This window comes from Enterobacter sp. WCHEn090032, assembly GCF_003986875.1.
GTDB classification, from domain to species: Bacteria; Pseudomonadota; Gammaproteobacteria; order Enterobacterales; family Enterobacteriaceae; genus Enterobacter; species Enterobacter sichuanensis.
The window spans coordinates 98,535-116,467 of sequence record NZ_RXRN01000009.1 but is presented as its reverse complement, the minus strand read 5'-3'; the positions used below and the strand labels follow the sequence as shown (position 1 = coordinate 116,467).

The following is a 17,933-nucleotide window of genomic DNA, read 5'->3' as shown; positions in this document are numbered from 1 at the left end:
TAAAGAGATCAAAAGAAATATTTTGTAATATTTAAACGGATTTAATTACATTTATTTTTGAAACTAAAAATCAATAGCTGGAATAGTATCGACGCTGTAATTGCGGAGAGTGATTACATATATTCATATAAATTATCTTTCAAGGGAATATATAATGAAAAGAAAAGTTCTGGCTATTCTTGTACCCGCATTATTAATGGCTGGCGCAGCAAATGCGGCTGAGGTTTATAACAACAATGGCAATAAACTCGATCTGTACGGAAAAGTTGATGGTCTGCACTACTTCTCTGACGACACGGGTTCCGATGGCGACATGAGTTACGTTCGTCTGGGCTTCAAAGGCGAAACGCAAATCAACGACCAACTCACTGGTTATGGTCAGTGGGAATATAATATTCAGGCCAACAATACTGAGAAATCAAGCAACCAGTCCTGGACTCGTCTTGGTTTCGCCGGTCTGAAATTCGGTGAATACGGTTCATTCGACTATGGTCGTAACTACGGCGTGGTTTACGACGTTGAAGGCTGGACCGATATGCTGCCTGAGTTCGGCGGCGATACCTACACCTATACCGACAACTTTATGACCGGTCGTGCAAACGGCGTGGCGACATACCGCAACAACGGTTTCTTTGGCCTGGCTGACGGCCTGAATTTCGCTGTTCAGTATCAGGGGAATAATGAAAGCGCGTCTAACGATCAGGAAGGTACCAACAACGGTCGTGATGTGCGCAAGCAGAACGGTGATGGCTGGGGTGTTTCAACTTCCTACGATTTCGGTATGGGCTTCAATGCCGCTGCGGCATATGCCTCATCTGATCGTACCAACGACCAGGTGACCAAAACAACTGCTGGCGGTGATAAGGCTGACGTCTGGACTGTAGGCCTGAAATACGATGCCAACAATATTTATCTGGCGACCATGTATGCGGAAACCCGCAATATGACGCCTTACGGCGATTTTGCTGTAGCAAACAAAACCCAGAACTTTGAAGTTACCGCACAATATCAGTTTGATTTCGGCCTGCGCCCTGCAGTCTCTTTCCTGATGTCTAAAGGTAAGGATCTGAATTCGTTCTACGGTAACGATAAAGATCTGGTGAAATATGCGGATGTGGGTGCAACCTATTATTTCAACAAAAACATGTCCACCTATGTTGACTACAAAATCAACCTGCTGGATGAAGATGACGATTTCTACGCGGCGAATGGCATCAGCACCGATGACATCGTAGCGCTGGGTCTGGTCTACCAGTTCTAACCCCCATAAACACCAAAGGCCGCAATCGCGGCCTTTTTTCTTTCTGAAGATCTTACGGCGCTTCCTGCAGCGCCACGCGGATAAACCCGTTATTCTGCGCCAGCAGCTCATGGGCTTTCCACGCATCCAGCCCTGTCAGCACCATCAGTACCGCCGTTTTACAGTGGTGGTTACAGGCTTCCAGCGCCGCTTTTGCCTGCGCCCGGGTGCATCCCCCCGCTTCCATCACAATGGCGATTTGCCGTTCCGCCCAGTGGGTATTGCTTGCCTCAAGATCCACGCGCAGGTTGCTGTAGACGCGCCCGGTACGAACGGCCAGCCCGGTGGCGATCATCGAGAGGATCATTTTTTGCGCAATCCCGGCTTTGGTGTTGAGATAACCAGCCACAACGTCAGGCCCCAACTCTGGCGCGATGACCATGCTCGCCAGCAGTGCTGCTTCACTTTGCGCATCGCTGGTTATAATCGCCACCGGCGAACCCAGCGACCAGGCATGCCGCATGGCGCCCCAGACCCACGGCGTTTTTCCGCTGACGCTCACCGCCAGCATCATATCGTGTTCACCAAAGTTGATGGCCTGCAGGTCGGCTACACCGCGCTCGTAACTCCCTTCCCCCTCTTGCGGCGTCACGGCAATCACCGGGGTTTTGCCCGGCGCATAGTCATCGGCGACCTGTTGCGCGACGCTGCCCGACGGCCCCGCGCCGACAATCACCAGACGTCCCCCGTGGTTAAGGGTCGCGGCGGCGTTATCCACCACGCGGGCAAGCGCAGGTAAACAAGGGGTGATGGCAGCAGAAATGAGTGCATCATCCTGGTGAATGACTTTCAGCATGTCCAGCGTGGACAATCTATCAATATTCATCGTGCTGGCGTGCCGTCTTTCCTTGACCGAACCGGTAAGCATAATGCTCATAAACAGCCTCCTTATTATGAGTACCCACACACTATAAAGTGTTTTATATAGATGACCTGCGAGGGGGGTCACGAAAAGAGGACCCAATCCTCGCCTTTACATGGCTTTAAGAAAAGCGCGTCATCGGCGATAATTACCCCCTTTCTTTATCATCGCGGAGTGTTGATGAGCGATTTGCAGCCTTTCCTTCCGACGCGCAAGCGCCCCATGAAACTCAATACGCTGGTCACGCTGATGGTGTGCGCGATTATCGGTTCAGTCCTGCTGGTGGTCTTTGCGCTCTATTCGGTGCAGATCACCCGGGCAACACGCGATGATGTCAAAGACACCGCGCTCGGCATTGCCCGCACCCTCGCCGACAGCCCCGAGATACAGCGCGGCCTGATGCAGGCACCGCAGGAGAATATTATTCAACCCATCGCCCAGGCGGTGACGAAACGAAACGATCTGCTGTTCACCGTGGTCACCGATATGCGCGGGATCCGCTATTCACACCCGAACGAGGCGCTGCTGGGGCTGCATTTTATCGGCGATGATTTGAACCCGGCCCTGGAAGGCAAAGAGAACGTCTCCGTTAACCGTGGCGCCCTCGCCGAAGCGCTGCGCGTTTTTACGCCCGTCTATGATAGCCAGCACGAACAGATCGGTGTGGTCGTGGTCGGTATCTCCCTCAAAAAAGTGGAAGACCAGATTTCCCGTGGCCGACTCAACGCCGTCTGGACCATTTTGTTCAGTATTTTTATGAGTTCTATGGCGATTTGGGGCCTGGTGCGGGTCCTCAAACGCATCCTGTTCGGACTCGAACCTTACGAAATATCCGCCCTGTTTGAACAGCGCCAGGCGATGCTGCAGTCGCTGCGGGAAGGGGTGCTGGCGGTCGATATTCACGGGCGCGTGACGATGATCAACCACACCGCCAGAGAGATACTCCTCCTGCCCTCCGGCAAGCAGAGCGAAAACGCCAGCGCTCCCCTGCTGGCCAGCCTGCGGGACGTGTCAAAAACGGGCGTTGCGCGTCAGGATCAGGAGATCAGCTGCAACGGGCGGCTGCTGCTGTGCAACATGGTGCCGGTGAAAAGCCAGGATCGGGTGATAGGCGCCATCACCACCTTCCGCGATAAAACCGAGATCAGCCAGTTGATGCAGCGTATCGACGGCATGGTCAATTACGTCGACGCCCTGCGCGCCCATACGCACGAGTTTATGAACAAGCTGCATGTGATCCTGGGTCTGCTGAACATTAAGCGCTACGACAAGCTGGAAGAGTACATCCTGCAGACGGCGCATAATTATCAGACCGACATTGGCACCATTCAGAGCAAGGTGAAATCCCCGGTGATCGCCGGGTTCCTGCTGGGTAAAATCAACCGGGCGAAAGAGGCCGGGATCACCCTCACCCTCGCAGATGAATGCCAGATACCGGATACCGCCAGCGAAGAGCAGGTCGCGGTGCTGGTCACCGTGCTCGGCAACTTAATTGAAAACGCACTGGACGCGATGGAAGGCCAGCCGGAAGGTGAGATCACCCTGCTGCTGCACTATCAGAACGGCTGGCTCAGCTGCGAAGTCAGCGATGACGGTCCGGGTATTGATCCCGACCAGCTGGAGACTATTTTTACTAAAGGCTTCTCAACAAAAGGTGAAAACCGCGGCGTTGGGCTGTTCCTTGCCCGCCAGCAAATTCAGAACCTCGGCGGAGACATTACCGTCGAATCTGAACCTGGCGTATTTACCCAATTTTTTGTTCACATCCCCTGGGATAGCGAGAGGAATATCGCGTGATAAATGTATTAATTGTCGATGATGACGCCATGGTAGCCGACCTCAACCGTCTGTACGTCAACCGTGTTGAAGGCTTTAGCTGCTGCGGCGTCGCCTCCACGCTGAACCAGGCCGAGGCCGTGATTAACGACCCGAATCAGCCGGTGGATCTGGTGCTGCTGGATGTCTATATGCAGCAGGACAACGGGCTGGATCTGCTGCCGGTTATCCGCGCATCCGGCCGTCCGATTGATGTCATCATGATCTCCTCGGCTGCCGATGCCGCGACCATTCAGACCTCTATCCACTACGGCGTGGTGGATTATCTGATTAAACCGTTCCAGTTCCCGCGCTTTGAAGAGGCGCTGAACAGCTGGAAGGCAAAGCACAGCCTGATGGGCTCGCACCAGTATTATGAGCAGGCGGACGTTGACCGGCTGATCCACGGCGGGGCTCCGGAACTGGCGGATAACAAAAAGTTGCCGAAAGGGTTAACGCCGCAGACGCTGCGGACGATCTGCCAGTGGATTGACGCCCATCCGGAAACCGAATTTTCCACCGATGACCTGGCAAGCGCCGTGAATATCTCCCGCGTCTCCTGCCGTAAATACCTGATCTGGCTGGCGCAGATCAATATCCTGTTCACCAGCATTCACTACGGCGCCACCGGGCGTCCGGTGTATCGTTATCGTCTCCAGCCGGAGCAGACGGGCCTGCTCAAGCAGTACTGTCAGTAACGCGGTAGTCGTTATCCAGCAGGGTAAAACGGAAGTGGTGCGCTGAAGAGAGCACCACTTCTTTTGTTTTGGTGACAAAAATAGCTTCAATATCGGGGCGCGAGCGCAGGGCCGCACAGCCCTTCTCCACGCCCATGCCATACATCAGCGTGGTCCAGATATCGCCATCAATGGAATCTGTCGAAATGATGGTCACACTGTCCAGTTCGTTATCCAGCGGGTATCCGCTGCGCGGATCGAGGATATGGTGATAGCGTTTGCCGTTTTGTTCAAAGTAGCGTTCATAAGTACCGGACGTCACCACGGAGCGGTTCTCTACCGTCATGGCGCCGATCAGTTCATCACCGGCAAACGGTTTTTTAAGCCCTACGCTCCAGCCCCCTTCCGGCGAGCCTAACGTCTGGATATTCCCCCCGAGGTTGATCAGCCCAAGTTCAGCGCCCTCTTTGCGCAGGTAATCCCGCACCCTGTCGGCGATATAGCCTTTGGCGATGGCCCCGAGATCAATCTCCATGCCTGCCCGGGTCAGGAACACGCTGCTGCTGGCGTCATCCAGTACCACATCCTCAGGACGGGTAATCGCAAGCAGGGTCGCAATCTCATCGGCTGGCGGTACGCTGTCGCCGCGAAAACCGATTTTCCAGCGCTTCACCAGCGGGCCGATGGCCAGGTTAAACGCACTGTCTTTAAGGAGGCTTGCCGCTTTCGCGCAGCGAATCAGCTCAAACACCGGACGGCTGACGCTGACCGGATGCAGCCCCGCAGCATGGTTGATATCCATTACCTGCGAGTGGGCTCGGTTGACGGTGAGCAGATCTTCGTACTGTTTGATCAGGCGAAACACGCGGGACGCGAGGGCTTCGTCATGGGAGAAGAGTTTCAGGAGGATGGGCGAGCCCATCAGGACGGCGGAGTAACTGTAGACGCGGGTGTCATCAGGCATGGCATGTCTCCTCAGATATCGCCCCGGCCAGCACCGCGCCGCCGGGGAGAGTGCCGGATGCACGCATCCGGCTTACAGAACAGGAGCCTTACATTCTTTTCGAACGCATCGCCGCCTGATGTCCGGCAAGGGTACCAAAAATAATGATATCTGCCACCGCGTTACCGCCGATACGGTTACCGCCGTGGATCCCGCCAACCACTTCACCGGCGGCAAACGCCCCTGGCAGCACGTTGTGGTTGCTGTCCAGCACACAGGTATCGGTGTTGATGGTCACGCCACCCATGGTGTGGTGCACGCCCGGCGCAATCTGAATGGCGTAGAACGGCCCTTCGTTGATCGGCGCACGCAGCGCGGTGGTACGGCCAAAGTCGTCATCGTGCTGTTTTTCCACAAAGCCGTTGTAACGCTCCAGAGTGGCCAGGAACGCGTGGTAATCCATTCCCAGCGCCTCTGCCAGGGCTTTTGGCGAGCTGGCGCTGGTCACGAAACCTTTGGCAATGTACTCATCCGCGGCTTTATTTTTGGCACGAACATGCTCGTCAAAGACGATGTACGCGTATTTCTCCGGCAGCGCGATGATCTGCGCCGAGACTTTATCGCGGGTTTCCATCTCATTGAAGAAACGGTTCCCCTGCTGGTTCACCAGAATCGCCCCGCCCCCGCGGATGGATTCGGAAATCAGATACGAGGTTTTCTGCTCAACGGTCGGGTGGATCTGGATCTCGCCCATATCCACCGTGCCGGCACCGATACGCTCCAGCAGCGCGATACCGCCACCGGTCGCCCCTTTGTGGTTGGTGGTCACGAAACCTTCGAGGTCCGGACGGTATTTCACCACCATCTGGCTGTTGGCGCTGAAGCCGCCGGTGGCGACAATCACGCTTTTGGTGGCCACGGTGATCGTTTCGTTCTCTTCGGTGGTCAGACGCACGCCGGTCACTTCACCGTTCTCGAAGATGATGTCGCTGACGGAGGTATCGAGCATCACCTCAATGTTGCGTTTGTTGACGTTACGCACCAGACCGCTGATCAGATAGCCGCCGACCGCAGAACCGTCTTTTGGACGGTGGGTACGGTCAATGCTCATCCCGCCGGTGGTGGTGATGTCGTTCAGCATAATGCCGCGGGTAGCCAGCCACTCAATCGCCTGTGGCGCATTCTCCACGAAGCGGCGCAGCAGTTCAGGGTTGTTCTTGTTACCGCCCCCTTTCAGGCTCTCCTGGTAGAACAGCTCTTTGCTGTCCTGAATGCCTTTCACCCGCTGGAAGCGCGTCTCTGCGGCGTTCATCCCGGCAGAGGCTTTAATGGTATTCCCGCCGATGGTAGGCATTTTCTCGACGATCAGCACGCTCGCCCCTTCGTCATGCGCCTGAATCGCCGCGGCCAGACCGGCACCGCCGCTGCCGACCACTACCACATCCACGCTGCGGGTCTCATTCGGGTCGACACCCTCTTCTGCGGCCCGCGCTTTGCTGGATTTCAGCATCGCTTTAGAGACCGCTTTTTTCACCGCCTCGCTCTGGCTGGTGGCACCAGTGATGGCGTCCACGTGCGGGGTATTGGCATCCAGAATGCGGGAACGGATCTCTTCAAAGCTGGTGACAAACTCAACGTCGTCACCCGGGCCAGAGGCCAGCTCAATATCGGCGATGCGATCGGTTTCCAGGCTGACGTTTATCACCAGCTCGTTCGCCTCGTCCTGCACCTTCTCGGTGAACGTGCCCGGTTTGAATTTCGATTCGCCCATGCTCATGTCGCGGATCATTGCTTCCACCAGCGAGAAACGCCACAGCGGTTCAGGAATGCTCAGCGCCTCGCGTTTGGTGCTGTCCATAAACAGCTCCAGGGTTTCCCCGGCCGCGATGCGGTCAGTCCAGTCCGGGTATGCAATGGTGGCGCGGCCGACGGCGATCAGATCGTAACCGTGGTCCAGCGCCTCACAGGCATCGGCAGCATTCACCACGCCGCCCACGCCCATGACCGGGATCTGCGCCAGGGTTTCAGAACGCATGGCGCAGTATTTTTCGATAAGCGGCGTCGGGTCCTGGGTATCTACGATGGAAGGACGCAGGGTGGCGCCCACGGAGAAGTGCAGGTAGTCCACACCGCGCGCCGCCAGTTTTTCCAGCAGGTACATGGTGTCTTCAAAGCGGATCCCTGGGACTTCCAGCTCTTCAGGGGAGAAACGGTAACCAATAATGAACGCGTCGTCCGCGTACTGGCGCACCATTTTGTGGGTAATGTCCAGTACCGCCAGCGGGAATCTGGCGCGGTTGTCGCGGCTGCCGCCCCACTCATCGTCGCGCTGGTTAGAGTTTGGCGAGTAGAACTGCTGAATCAGATAAGTGTTTGCCCCATGAATTTCCACGCCGTCGAAACCGGCCTGGATGGCGCGGCGCACTGCTTCACCAAACTTGCCGATCATGCCTTCCACTTCTTCAGTGGTCAGCGCAACCGGTGTGGCCGCACCGTCACGCGGCGCAGCGACGGCGCTTGGGCCCACCGGCGTGCGGCCGCCGATCAGTTTCGGGTCAACCATACGGCCGCCGTGGTAGATCTGCAGCAGGGCTTTCGAACCTTTGGATTTAATCGCTTCGGCGATTTTCGCCAGCCCGGCGATTTTCTCGTCGTTATCGATGCCAATCGCGCCCGGGAAAGCGAGACCGAGATCGTCAACGAAGCAGCACTCCACAATGATGGTCCCAATGCTGCCGGAACGGGCCCGGTAGTACTCCACCAGCTCGCTGGTGACCGTGCCGTCGTAATAGCCGGTACAGGTGGTCATTGGTGCCATTAACAAACGGTTTTTCAGTTCAGTACCATTCGGTAATGTGAAGGGAGTCAGAATGCGTTCGTTAGTGCTCATAATAGAAACTCCAAACTTTTAAAAATTAAGAATTCGTTATCGGATTGGTTTTTTATTTCGTCGTTATTTGCCGATGTCATGATATTAATATAATGATTTTTTTAGTTTCTAAAGCTATTACGTTAGTTAATAAACTATTTAATCCCTTCGATAACATTAATAACACATTGGTGTTAGCGATTGTGATTCAGGTATTCACATTAATTTAAAATCCGTTAAATTTTTAAAGGTAAGACCCTTTCACCAGTAACAACAAAAATTCATATTTTTCAATTAAATACTAAATTACCCGCTACGCAATTGTTACAAGCTTGATAAAATCACTTAAGAAATTACCTAATACCCACATACGCCTGAGTGGTTATTAATAAAAGCACAAAAATAACGCTGCAATTCTCTTTTTTTGATCGCGATCAATAGTTATGGCATCCAAAAGCGCAATATAAAAACATCATCAATTTTTAATTTAGCGCAATCAAAAATGCGTTAAATCGCTATTACTGAAAATACAAAACCGCACCTTTAATAACTAAAAAAAGCAAAGAAACTTAAGAAAGCGAATTTGTCTTTTCACTGCGACCGAATTCTTGACAACTTAAGACGTGAAACTATGAATACAAAAACTGCTGTAACGCCCCCTGTGGCGAACCAGGCATCAAATGGAAAAGCAAAACGACTGCTGATGATGGCACTGCCCGTCATTGTCGCCGTACTGCTGCTGTTTGTTCCGGTACCGGAAGGTCTGCCGCCTTACGCGTGGCACTACTTCGCTATCTTTGTTGGCGTGATCGTCGGCCTGATCTTCGAACCCCTGCCGGGCGCGGTGATCGGCCTGACCGGCGTCGTGGCGATTGCGCTCTGCAGCCAGTGGGTGCTGTTCAGCCCCGATCAGCTGGCCGACCCGAAATTCAAGCTGGCTGGCGCCTCCTTTAAATGGGCGGTGAACGGGTTTGGTAACTCGACCGTCTGGCTGATTTTCGGTGCCTTTATGTTTGCCGCAGGCTACGACAAAACCCGCTTCGGTCGCCGTCTGGCGCTGATTCTGGTGAAGTATCTCGGCCGTCGCAGCCTTACGCTCGGTTACGCCATTACCTTCGCGGACCTGCTGCTGGCACCGTTTACCCCGTCCAACACCGCGCGCAGCGGCGGGACCATCTACCCGATCATCGCTAACCTGCCGCCGCTGTACGGTTCAAAACCGAACGACCCAAGCGCGCGTAAAATTGGTTCGTACCTGATGTGGGTGGCGATCACCGCGGCCTGTATCACCAGTTCAATGTTCCTCTCCGCCCTTGCGCCGAACCTGCTGGCGCTGGCGCTGGTGAAAAGCACAGTGGGGATTGATATCTCCTGGGGGACCTGGTTCCTGGCCTTCCTGCCGCTGGGCATCCTGCTGATTCTGACCATGCCGCTGCTGGCCTACTGGTTCTACCCACCTGAAGTCAAAGTGAATAACGAAGTGCCGCTGTGGGCGACCCGCGAGCTGGAAAAACTGGGCAAACTGTCCCGCAATGAAATTCTGCTGCTGGTGTTCGTGTGCTGTGCCCTGCTGATGTGGATCTTCGCTGCCGCGTGGATTGAACCGGCGATGGCCGCCCTGCTCATCGTGGGTCTGATGCTGTGGACCGGCGTGCTGGAGTGGAACGATATCACCGGTAATAAAGCCGCGTGGAACACCTTCGTCTGGTTCGCCACCCTGGTGGCGCTGGCGGACGGCCTCTCCTCTACCGGCTTTATCAGCTGGCTGGGTAAAGAAGGCGGTCTGCTGATGAGCGGTATCTCGCCGGGCGTTGCCACCATCGTGCTGCTGCTGGCGTTCTACCTGCTGCACTACCTGTTTGCCAGCACCACCGCGCACACCACGGCGCTGCTGCCAGCGATGCTGACCATCGCTTCCACCATTCCGGGGATGAATATGGAAGTCTTCGTTCTGCTGATGGTGACCTCGCTGGGTGTAATGGGGATCATCACCCCGTACGGTACTGGCCCAAGCCCGATTTACTACGGTAGCGGCTACCTGCCAACCAAAGACTACTGGCGCCTCGGCACGATCTTCGGTGCCATCTTCCTGGCGGCCCTGCTGCTGATTGGTTATCCGTGGATGTCCATGATGTTCTGATTCCTGACCGCCGGACGTTTTCTCCGGCGGTTTTATTTTTGTGGAGCAATACTATGTCGAATAAACCGTTTTTTTATCAGAACCCCTTCCCGCTTTCCCATGACGACACCGAATACTATCTGTTGACCAAAGAGCATGTCTCCGTTGCCGAATTCAACGGTCAGGAGGTCCTGAAGGTCGAGCCTGAAGCGCTGACCCTGCTGGCACAGCAGGCATTCCACGATGCGGCCTTTATGCTGCGCCCGTCGCACCAGAAACAGGTTGCCGCTATTCTCAACGACCCGGAAGCCAGCCAGAACGACAAATACGTTGCGCTGCAATTCCTGCGCAACTCTGAAATCGCGGCCAAAGGCGTGCTACCAACCTGTCAGGATACCGGCACGGCAATCATCATGGGTAAAAAAGGCCAGCGCGTCTGGACCGGCGGCGGGGATGAAGCCGCGCTGAGCCAGGGCGTGTACAACACCTACATCGAAGATAACCTGCGCTACTCCCAGAACGCCGCGCTGGATATGTATAAAGAGGTGAACACCGGCACCAACCTGCCGGCACAGATCGATCTCTACAGCGTCGACGGCGACGAATACAAATTCCTCTGCATGGCAAAAGGCGGCGGCTCGGCCAACAAAACCTACCTCTACCAGGAAACCAAAGCGCTGATCACCCCGGCGAAGCTGAAAAATTATCTGGTGGAAAAAATGCGTACCCTCGGTACCGCAGCCTGCCCGCCGTACCATATCGCGTTTGTAATCGGTGGTACCTCGGCGGAAGCGACGCTGAAAACCGTCAAGCTGGCCTCCACCCGCTATTACGACGCACTGCCCACCGAAGGGAACGAACACGGACAAGCATTCCGCGACGTTCAGCTTGAACAGGAACTGCTGCAGGAAGCGCAGAATCTCGGCCTCGGCGCGCAGTTTGGCGGTAAGTACTTCGCCCACGATATCCGCGTGATCCGCCTGCCGCGCCACGGTGCCTCCTGTCCTGTCGGCATGGGCGTCTCCTGCTCCGCAGACCGCAACATCAAAGCCAAAATCAACCGCGACGGGATCTGGATTGAAAAACTGGAACACAACCCGGGCCAGTATATTCCTGAATCGCTGCGCCAGCAGGGCGAAGGCGACGTGGTCAGCATCAACCTGAACAAGCCGATGAACGAGATCCTGGCGCAGCTTTCCGCGCACCCGGTCTCTACCCGCCTGTCGCTGAACGGCACCATCATCGTGGCGCGCGACATTGCACACGCGAAGCTGAAAGAGCTGCTCGACAACGGCGAAGAACTGCCGCAGTACGTCAAGGATCATCCGATTTACTACGCGGGCCCGGCCAAAACGCCGGAAGGTTATGCCTCCGGCTCACTCGGCCCGACCACTGCAGGGCGTATGGACTCGTATGTCGATTTGCTGCAGTCCCACGGAGCGAGCATGATCATGCTGGCGAAAGGTAACCGCAGCCAGCAGGTGACCGATGCCTGTCATCAACACGGCGGCTTCTACCTGGGCAGCATCGGTGGCCCGGCGGCGGTGCTGGCGCAAAACAGCATCAAGAGTCTGGAATGCGTCGCGTATCCGGAGCTGGGCATGGAAGCCATCTGGAAAATCGAAGTAGAAAACTTCCCGGCGTTTATCCTGGTGGATGACAAAGGCAACGATTTCTTCCAGCAGATCCAGAATAAACAGTGCCAGGGGTGTTCACAGCGCTGAGTGTTTCCAGAGTGCCGGCAGCCGCGACAACATGTGATTGATCCGCTCACGCTTGTCGCTGCCCGGCTTCCAGATAGTGACCATCGTCTGACTTATCCCCTGGCTGCCCACTTCGGTGGGCAGCCTTTTTACGTTTTTCCACTGCGTCGCATGAAGATGGGTCGGCAAAAAGCCCCAGCCACAGCCCTGCTCCAGCAGGCCGCGCAGCATCTCAATTTCATTAGTAAAAAGGGTATGCCCGGCAATTTGCAGACGACGGGCAACCGGTTCATCTGACGCGGCATGCATAACCACCTGCGGAACCAGAGAGAGATCGAGCAGCGAAACCGGCGTGGCAACCTTCGCAAAAAGCGCGTCTGCGGCGTAAAAATCCATGTCGATGGCACCCAAAGCCCGCCACTCCATCTCATTACCCACGCTGCGGTTACGCGCCTGGCAGATACCTAAATCCGCCTCTCCGCTCGCCAGCAGGGCTTCCGCCTCATCACGCGACGCGCTGGTCAGGCTCAGGCGTATTTTTTGTGCCGCCATATCTGCAATCAGCGCCTGCAGAAAAACCCGGGGAGTGAACGGATCATAAACAAGGGCAATGTCCTGCGTCGCGCTTTCCGGCACCGCTCTGGCAAAGGCCTCAAAGGCTTTCACCTGGCGCATCAGCAGGTGCGCCTGTCGCTGGAGCTGTTCCCCTTCAGGCGTTAAGCGCACGCTGCGTCCCTCGCGCAGGAACAGGGCATACCCCAGCCCGTCCTCAAGAAAATCGATCAGATCGCGCAGGGTCGTACGGTCTTTACCGAGCTTAATGGCCGCCTTCATCAGGCTGCCGTGCTCTGCCACTGCGGTAAACGCCTCCAGCTGGGCAAATGAATAGACTATCGCCACCTCTCCCTCCCGTCCCATTTTCGGGGGATTTTCCCCCATAACTCGTTTTTTATTATAGGTCGCGGCTTCTTAAACTGAAGCCCTTCCTGAACCAAACGAGATAAACATGAAAAACAAAACGTTAAACCGCACCCTGCTCGCCGCACTGGTGGTCAGCAGCCTCTTATCCCCTGCCGTTATGGCTGCCTGTCACGGCACCGATCTCAACCCCTGCCCTGCGCCGTTTGACGCACCCCTTCCCGACACGCACAGCATGCTGACCTGGAGTCAGGCGGATCGCGTGGTGGGTTTCGTAACGACTATCGCAACTACGCGGGCGATGTTTTCCGCCACGGTAACGCCACGCCGCTGCTGGCTGCCGGGAAACCGCTTACCGACGCCCGCTATCAGGTCAATGGCAAGACGTATAACCTGCAGGATTACCTGAAACGCCAGAACGTCAGCGGCATGCTGGTGCTGAAAGACGGCAAAATTGCGTGGAAGTATCTGGGTGAAGGCAATACCGACTCCACGCTCTGGACATCCCGTTCGGTGGGGAAATCCGTGGTCTCTGCGCTGGTCGGGGTCGCCCTTAAAGAGGGCAAAATCCACTCCCTCGACGACCTAATCACCCGTTACGAACCCGATTTAAAAGGCACGGCGTGGGATGGCGTGACGCTGAGACAGCTGATCACTCACACCTCTGGCGTGGCGTGGAACGAAGACTACACCAACCCACAGTCTGATTTCGCGCAGCTTACCGAATGCGAAGCGAAGCCGGGCACCTACGACTGCGTGCGTAAGCTGGTGAAGGGATTACACCGGGAACACCCGGCCGGAGAGAACTGGTCTTATTCATCGGGCGGGGCGTGGCTACTGGGTGACGTGCTGGAGCGCGCCACCGGTATGACGCTGGCGGCGTACCTGGAGAAAAGCATCTGGCAACCGTACGGGATGGCGAGCGATGGCGTATGGCATGCCTACCGTAAAGGCCAGCACGATGTCGGGGCGCACGGCTTTAACGCCACGCTGGAAGACTGGGGCCGCTTCGGCGAGTTTATCCTGCATAACGGTACGCTCCCTTCGGGCAAACAGATCCTGCCTGACGGCTGGGTGAAGGCGTCATCAGAGTGGACGCAGGCGAAAGGATCCGTGTCTGACGCGCATCCGAAAGGGTTGTACGGCTATCAGTGGTGGAATAACGAGGTGCCCGCCACGGCCACAGACGTCAAGCCCGCGCCAGAGGATTCCCTGACAGATTCACTCTGGGCGCTGGGGATTTTTGGCCAGATGATTATGGTGAATCAAAAGGAAAACCTGGTGATTGTCCAGTGGTCCACCTGGCCGCAGGCGGAGCCGTCATTCAGCGCCCAGCCGCTGGAAGCGTCGCTGATGTTTAGCGCGATTGCGCAGGCGCTGCGCTGAATACAGTACTCTGCCAGTTTCGCCCGGCGGCGCTACGCTTGCACAGGCCTACAAAATTCGTAGGTCGGGTAAGCGAAGCGCCACCCGACAAGAGCAGCAGCTATTCTGCCCTTCTGCGCGATATCACAAAATAGCGATATCAGCCACTTAGCAAATTATGGTGAATGAAATATCAATGAATTGTTAAGTTATTGTTGGATAGGTAAATCCTGGTCAACGTCCTGTCATTGATGCGCAGCACGCATCAGTTCATGCGTGATTTGCGCTTATTAATTTCCGTTTAATGCGCCAGTTTTCAAAAACAGACGGACAACACGTCAATAATAAACTGGAGACGACCATGATTTCCTCAACCCCACCTGCAACCGTTCGCGCAAGAGCGGGCGCGATACTTCGCGTCACCTCGGGCAATTTCCTTGAGCAATTCGACTTCTTCCTGTTCGGGTTCTATGCCACCTACATCGCGCATACCTTCTTCCCGGCGAGCAGTGAATTTGCGTCGCTGATGATGACCTTCGCCGTCTTTGGCGCAGGTTTCCTGATGCGCCCCATCGGCGCGATTGTCCTCGGGGCTTACATCGACAAGGTCGGTCGTCGTAAAGGGTTGATCACCACCCTGTCGATTATGGCGGCCGGCACCTTCCTGATTGTGCTGATCCCCTCTTATGAGAGCATCGGCCTGTGGGCACCGCTGCTGGTGCTGGCGGGACGCTTGCTGCAGGGCTTTTCCGCTGGGGCGGAGCTTGGCGGCGTGTCGGTCTATCTGGCTGAAATTGCCACGCCGGGCCGCAAAGGCTTCTTTACCAGCTGGCAATCCGGCAGTCAGCAGGTGGCGATTATGGTGGCCGCCGCAATGGGCTTTGCGCTGAACGCGATGCTGGAAGAGAGCGCCATTCGTGAATGGGGCTGGCGGATCCCGTTCCTGTTCGGCTGCCTGATTGTGCCGTTTATCTTCTTCCTGCGCCGCAAGCTGGAAGAGACCGAGGAGTTCCGCACCCGCCGTCACACGCTGGCGATGCGTCAGGTCTTTACCACCCTGCTGGCGAACTGGCCGGTTGTGGTCGCGGGCATGCTGATGGTGGCCATGACCACCACCGCGTTCTACCTGATCACCGTCTACGCGCCTACCTTCGGTAAAAAAGTGTTAATGCTCAGCGCCTCCGACAGTCTGCTGGTGACGCTGCTGGTGGCTATCTCTAACTTTATCTGGCTGCCGGTGGGCGGTGCCCTGTCGGACCGCTTTGGCCGTAAACCGGTGCTGATTGCCATGACGCTGCTGGCGCTGGCGACCAGCTATCCGGCCCTGACGCTGCTGGCACAGGCGCCGAGCTTCTCCATGATGCTGAGCGTATTGCTGTGGCTCTCCTTCCTCTATGGCCTTTATAACGGTGCGATGATCCCGGCCCTGACAGAAATCATGCCGGTTGAGGTGCGTGTCGCCGGTTTCTCACTGGCATATAGCCTTGCCACCGCGATCTTCGGCGGGTTTACGCCGGTCATTTCAACGGCCCTGATTGAGTACACCGGCGATAAAGCCTCGCCGGGTTACTGGATGAGCTTCGCGGCGGTCTGCGCATTGCTGGCAACGCTTTATCTCTATCGTCGCAGCGCGATGAATCTGCAGGTACAGAGAGGATAATATGCACACATTTGTACGTTCAGGACTGACCGGGCTGGTAATACTGGCGACCAGCGCAGGCGCGCTGGCCCAGGAGGTGACGGTCATGATTTCAGGCGGTTTCAAGGCCGCGCTGGAAAAACTCGCCCCCGAGTATGAAGCCCGGACGGGTGACCATATCGTGCTGATCCCGGGGCCGTCGATGGGACAGACGCCGCAGGCGATCCCCAACCGGCTGGCACGCGGTGAAAAAGCGGACGTGGTGATTATGGTGGGTGATGCGCTGACGCACCTGGCGAAGGACCGGATGGTCAAAGAAGGTTCGCGCGTTGAGCTGGCGGATTCCCCCATCGGCGTGGTGGTGAAAGCCGGCTCGCCGGTGCCGGATATCGCCACGGATAGCGCGCTAAAACAGACCCTGCTTAAGGCGAGCGCCATCGCCTACTCCGACAGCGCCAGCGGCCGGTATGTGCAAACGGAGCTCTTCAAAAAGCTGGGGATTGAAGCGCAGGTAGAGGGGAAAGCGCACAAGGTGGAGCGGATCCCGGTCGCCTCTGAGGTGGCGAAAGGGAAATACGCCGTGGGTTTCCAGCAGGTCAGCGAGCTGTTACCCGTGCCCGGCGTGACGTTTGTCGGCAAACTGCCGGATAACCTGCAGTACATCACCCGTTTTGCCGGCGCGGTCACCGCTCATGCGGAGCACCCTGCCGAGGGGAAAGCCCTGCTGGATTACCTCGCATCAGCAAACGCGCAGGAGACCATCACCGCCACCGGGATGATCCCCGTCACTCCGCGGCGCGATAACGCGCAGTAATGAGGGTTTCCAGCTCAGCGGCAATCCACGACTGAATACGCCCGCTGCGCCGGATCAGCCCGACAGTGCGTTTGACCTCGGGCTCGGTCAGCGGAATATGCGTCAGGAAGGAGTGCTCAGAGTGCGGCATTGACATGGCGGGGACGGCGGCAATGCCAATCCCCGCCTCGACCATTCCCAGCATCGTGGTGACGTGGCGCGTCTCGCAGATCCCCGGACGCTCCGGCTTAATGTGGCCGAGCATCTGATCGAGCAGATTCCGGTTCCCCGACGTAATGTCCAGGCTGATGTAATCCTGCTGATAAAAGGTCTGCCAGGTCAGACTTTTGCGTCCCGCCAGCGGATGATCGCGACGACACGCGGCGACATACACATCCTCCACCAGCGGAATAAAGGTGAGATCTGGCTGAAGGCTTCTGGCAAAACAGATGCCAAAATCCGCCTGCCCGCTAGCTACCGCGTCAATGACGTTGCCCGCACTGCTGTCGATAAGCTTGATGCGCACGCGCGGATAGCGGCGATGAAACTGGCGGATCACCTCCGGCATAAAATGGCAGGCCGCCGACGGCACGGTGGCGACGGTAATCAGCCCGGTGCGCTCCTCGCTCACCTTGTCGATATCCGCCAGCATCGATTCCACGTTTTCCAGAAGCTGCCCGCAGCGGTCGGCAAAGGTTTGCCCGAAGAGCGTCAGCGTCACACGCCGGGTGGTTCTGTCGAACAGTTTCGCGCCGACGGCGGTTTCCAGCTTTTCAATACGGCGGCTTAAGGCGGACTGGGAGATACAGATGGATTCCGCAGCGATACGGAAGTTACCGTACTCCACCAGCGCTCTGAAGGCATAAAGATCGTTGAGGTCGAAATTGACGGGCATATTTTCTGGCAATCCTTAGCGCTTTCTGGAAACTC

General features: G+C 56.4%; 12 protein-coding genes and 1 pseudogene. 8 read left to right on the top strand and 5 right to left on the bottom strand.

Annotated features, from left to right (window positions below; all coding sequences use genetic code 11):
* The first annotated feature begins 154 nt into the window (after window positions 1-154).
* Window positions 155-1,261, top strand: coding sequence for a porin OmpC (gene ompC / locus EKN83_RS09890; RefSeq protein WP_095441700.1), 1,107 nt, complete (start codon window positions 155-157; stop codon window positions 1,259-1,261).
* 52 nt (window positions 1,262-1,313) lie between these two features.
* Here ompC and EKN83_RS09885 read toward each other — a convergent pair whose 3' ends face one another.
* The gene (locus EKN83_RS09885; protein ID WP_126800850.1) at window positions 1,314-2,177 is read right to left on the bottom strand and encodes an N-acetylmuramic acid 6-phosphate etherase; all 864 of its coding nucleotides are present in this window, start codon (window positions 2,175-2,177) and stop codon (window positions 1,314-1,316) included.
* Window positions 2,178-2,342: 165 nt separating this feature from the next.
* On the opposite strand from EKN83_RS09885, the gene EKN83_RS09880 reads away from it, so the two are divergent.
* Both EKN83_RS09880 and dcuR read left to right on the top strand, forming a co-directional pair.
* Window positions 2,343-3,959 (top strand): sensor histidine kinase, encoded by a 1,617-nt coding sequence (locus tag EKN83_RS09880; protein ID WP_059385103.1) that lies wholly within the window; start codon window positions 2,343-2,345, stop codon window positions 3,957-3,959.
* Entirely contained in the window at window positions 3,956-4,675 is a 720-nt protein-coding gene (gene dcuR / locus EKN83_RS09875) for a two-component system response regulator DcuR (RefSeq protein WP_025759484.1), read from the top strand. Before EKN83_RS09880 ends, dcuR begins: the two co-directional genes overlap by 4 nt.
* On the opposite strand, the gene EKN83_RS09870 is transcribed toward dcuR, so the two are convergent.
* Window positions 4,656-5,618, bottom strand: coding sequence for an FAD:protein FMN transferase (locus EKN83_RS09870; RefSeq protein WP_126800849.1), 963 nt, complete (start codon window positions 5,616-5,618; stop codon window positions 4,656-4,658). The genes dcuR and EKN83_RS09870 overlap by 20 nt on opposite strands.
* Window positions 5,619-5,706: 88 nt before the next feature.
* Window positions 5,707-8,487, bottom strand: coding sequence for a flavocytochrome c (locus EKN83_RS09865; protein WP_095450326.1), 2,781 nt, complete (start codon window positions 8,485-8,487; stop codon window positions 5,707-5,709).
* 610 nt (window positions 8,488-9,097) lie between these two features.
* Between EKN83_RS09865 and EKN83_RS09860 the strand changes: the two genes are divergently transcribed.
* Both EKN83_RS09860 and fumA read left to right on the top strand, forming a co-directional pair.
* A complete protein-coding gene (locus EKN83_RS09860; protein WP_126800848.1) occupies window positions 9,098-10,606 on the top strand; it encodes an anion permease in 1,509 nt (502 codons plus the stop codon).
* 53 nt (window positions 10,607-10,659) lie between these two features.
* A complete protein-coding gene (fumA, locus tag EKN83_RS09855; RefSeq protein ID WP_126800847.1) occupies window positions 10,660-12,309 on the top strand; it encodes a class I fumarate hydratase FumA in 1,650 nt (549 codons plus the stop codon).
* On the opposite strand, the gene EKN83_RS09850 is transcribed toward fumA, so the two are convergent.
* Window positions 12,298-13,206 (bottom strand): LysR family transcriptional regulator, encoded by a 909-nt coding sequence (locus EKN83_RS09850; RefSeq protein ID WP_126800846.1) that lies wholly within the window; start codon window positions 13,204-13,206, stop codon window positions 12,298-12,300. The two genes, fumA and EKN83_RS09850, sit on opposite strands and share 12 nt — an antisense overlap.
* A gap of 88 nt (window positions 13,207-13,294) precedes the next feature.
* Between EKN83_RS09850 and EKN83_RS09845 the strand changes: the two are divergent.
* The 3 genes and pseudogenes from EKN83_RS09845 (at window position 13,295) to EKN83_RS09835 (ending at window position 17,024) form a co-directional block, all read left to right on the top strand.
* Window positions 13,295-14,592: pseudogene (locus EKN83_RS09845) on the top strand (serine hydrolase domain-containing protein).
* A 340-nt stretch (window positions 14,593-14,932) separates the two neighbouring features.
* A complete protein-coding gene (locus EKN83_RS09840) occupies window positions 14,933-16,231 on the top strand; it encodes an MFS transporter (protein WP_083021061.1) in 1,299 nt (432 codons plus the stop codon).
* Between the two features lies 1 nt (window position 16,232).
* Window positions 16,233-17,024 carry a substrate-binding domain-containing protein gene (locus EKN83_RS09835; RefSeq protein WP_126800845.1) on the top strand — a complete coding sequence of 264 codons (792 nt, stop codon included), beginning with the start codon at window positions 16,233-16,235 and terminating at the stop codon, window positions 17,022-17,024.
* Here EKN83_RS09835 and EKN83_RS09830 read toward each other — a convergent pair.
* On the bottom strand, window positions 16,996-17,898 hold the full coding sequence (locus EKN83_RS09830) for a LysR family transcriptional regulator (protein ID WP_014832505.1): 903 nt from the start codon (window positions 17,896-17,898) through the stop codon (window positions 16,996-16,998). The genes EKN83_RS09835 and EKN83_RS09830 overlap by 29 nt on opposite strands.
* Window positions 17,899-17,933: the final 35 nt, after the last annotated feature.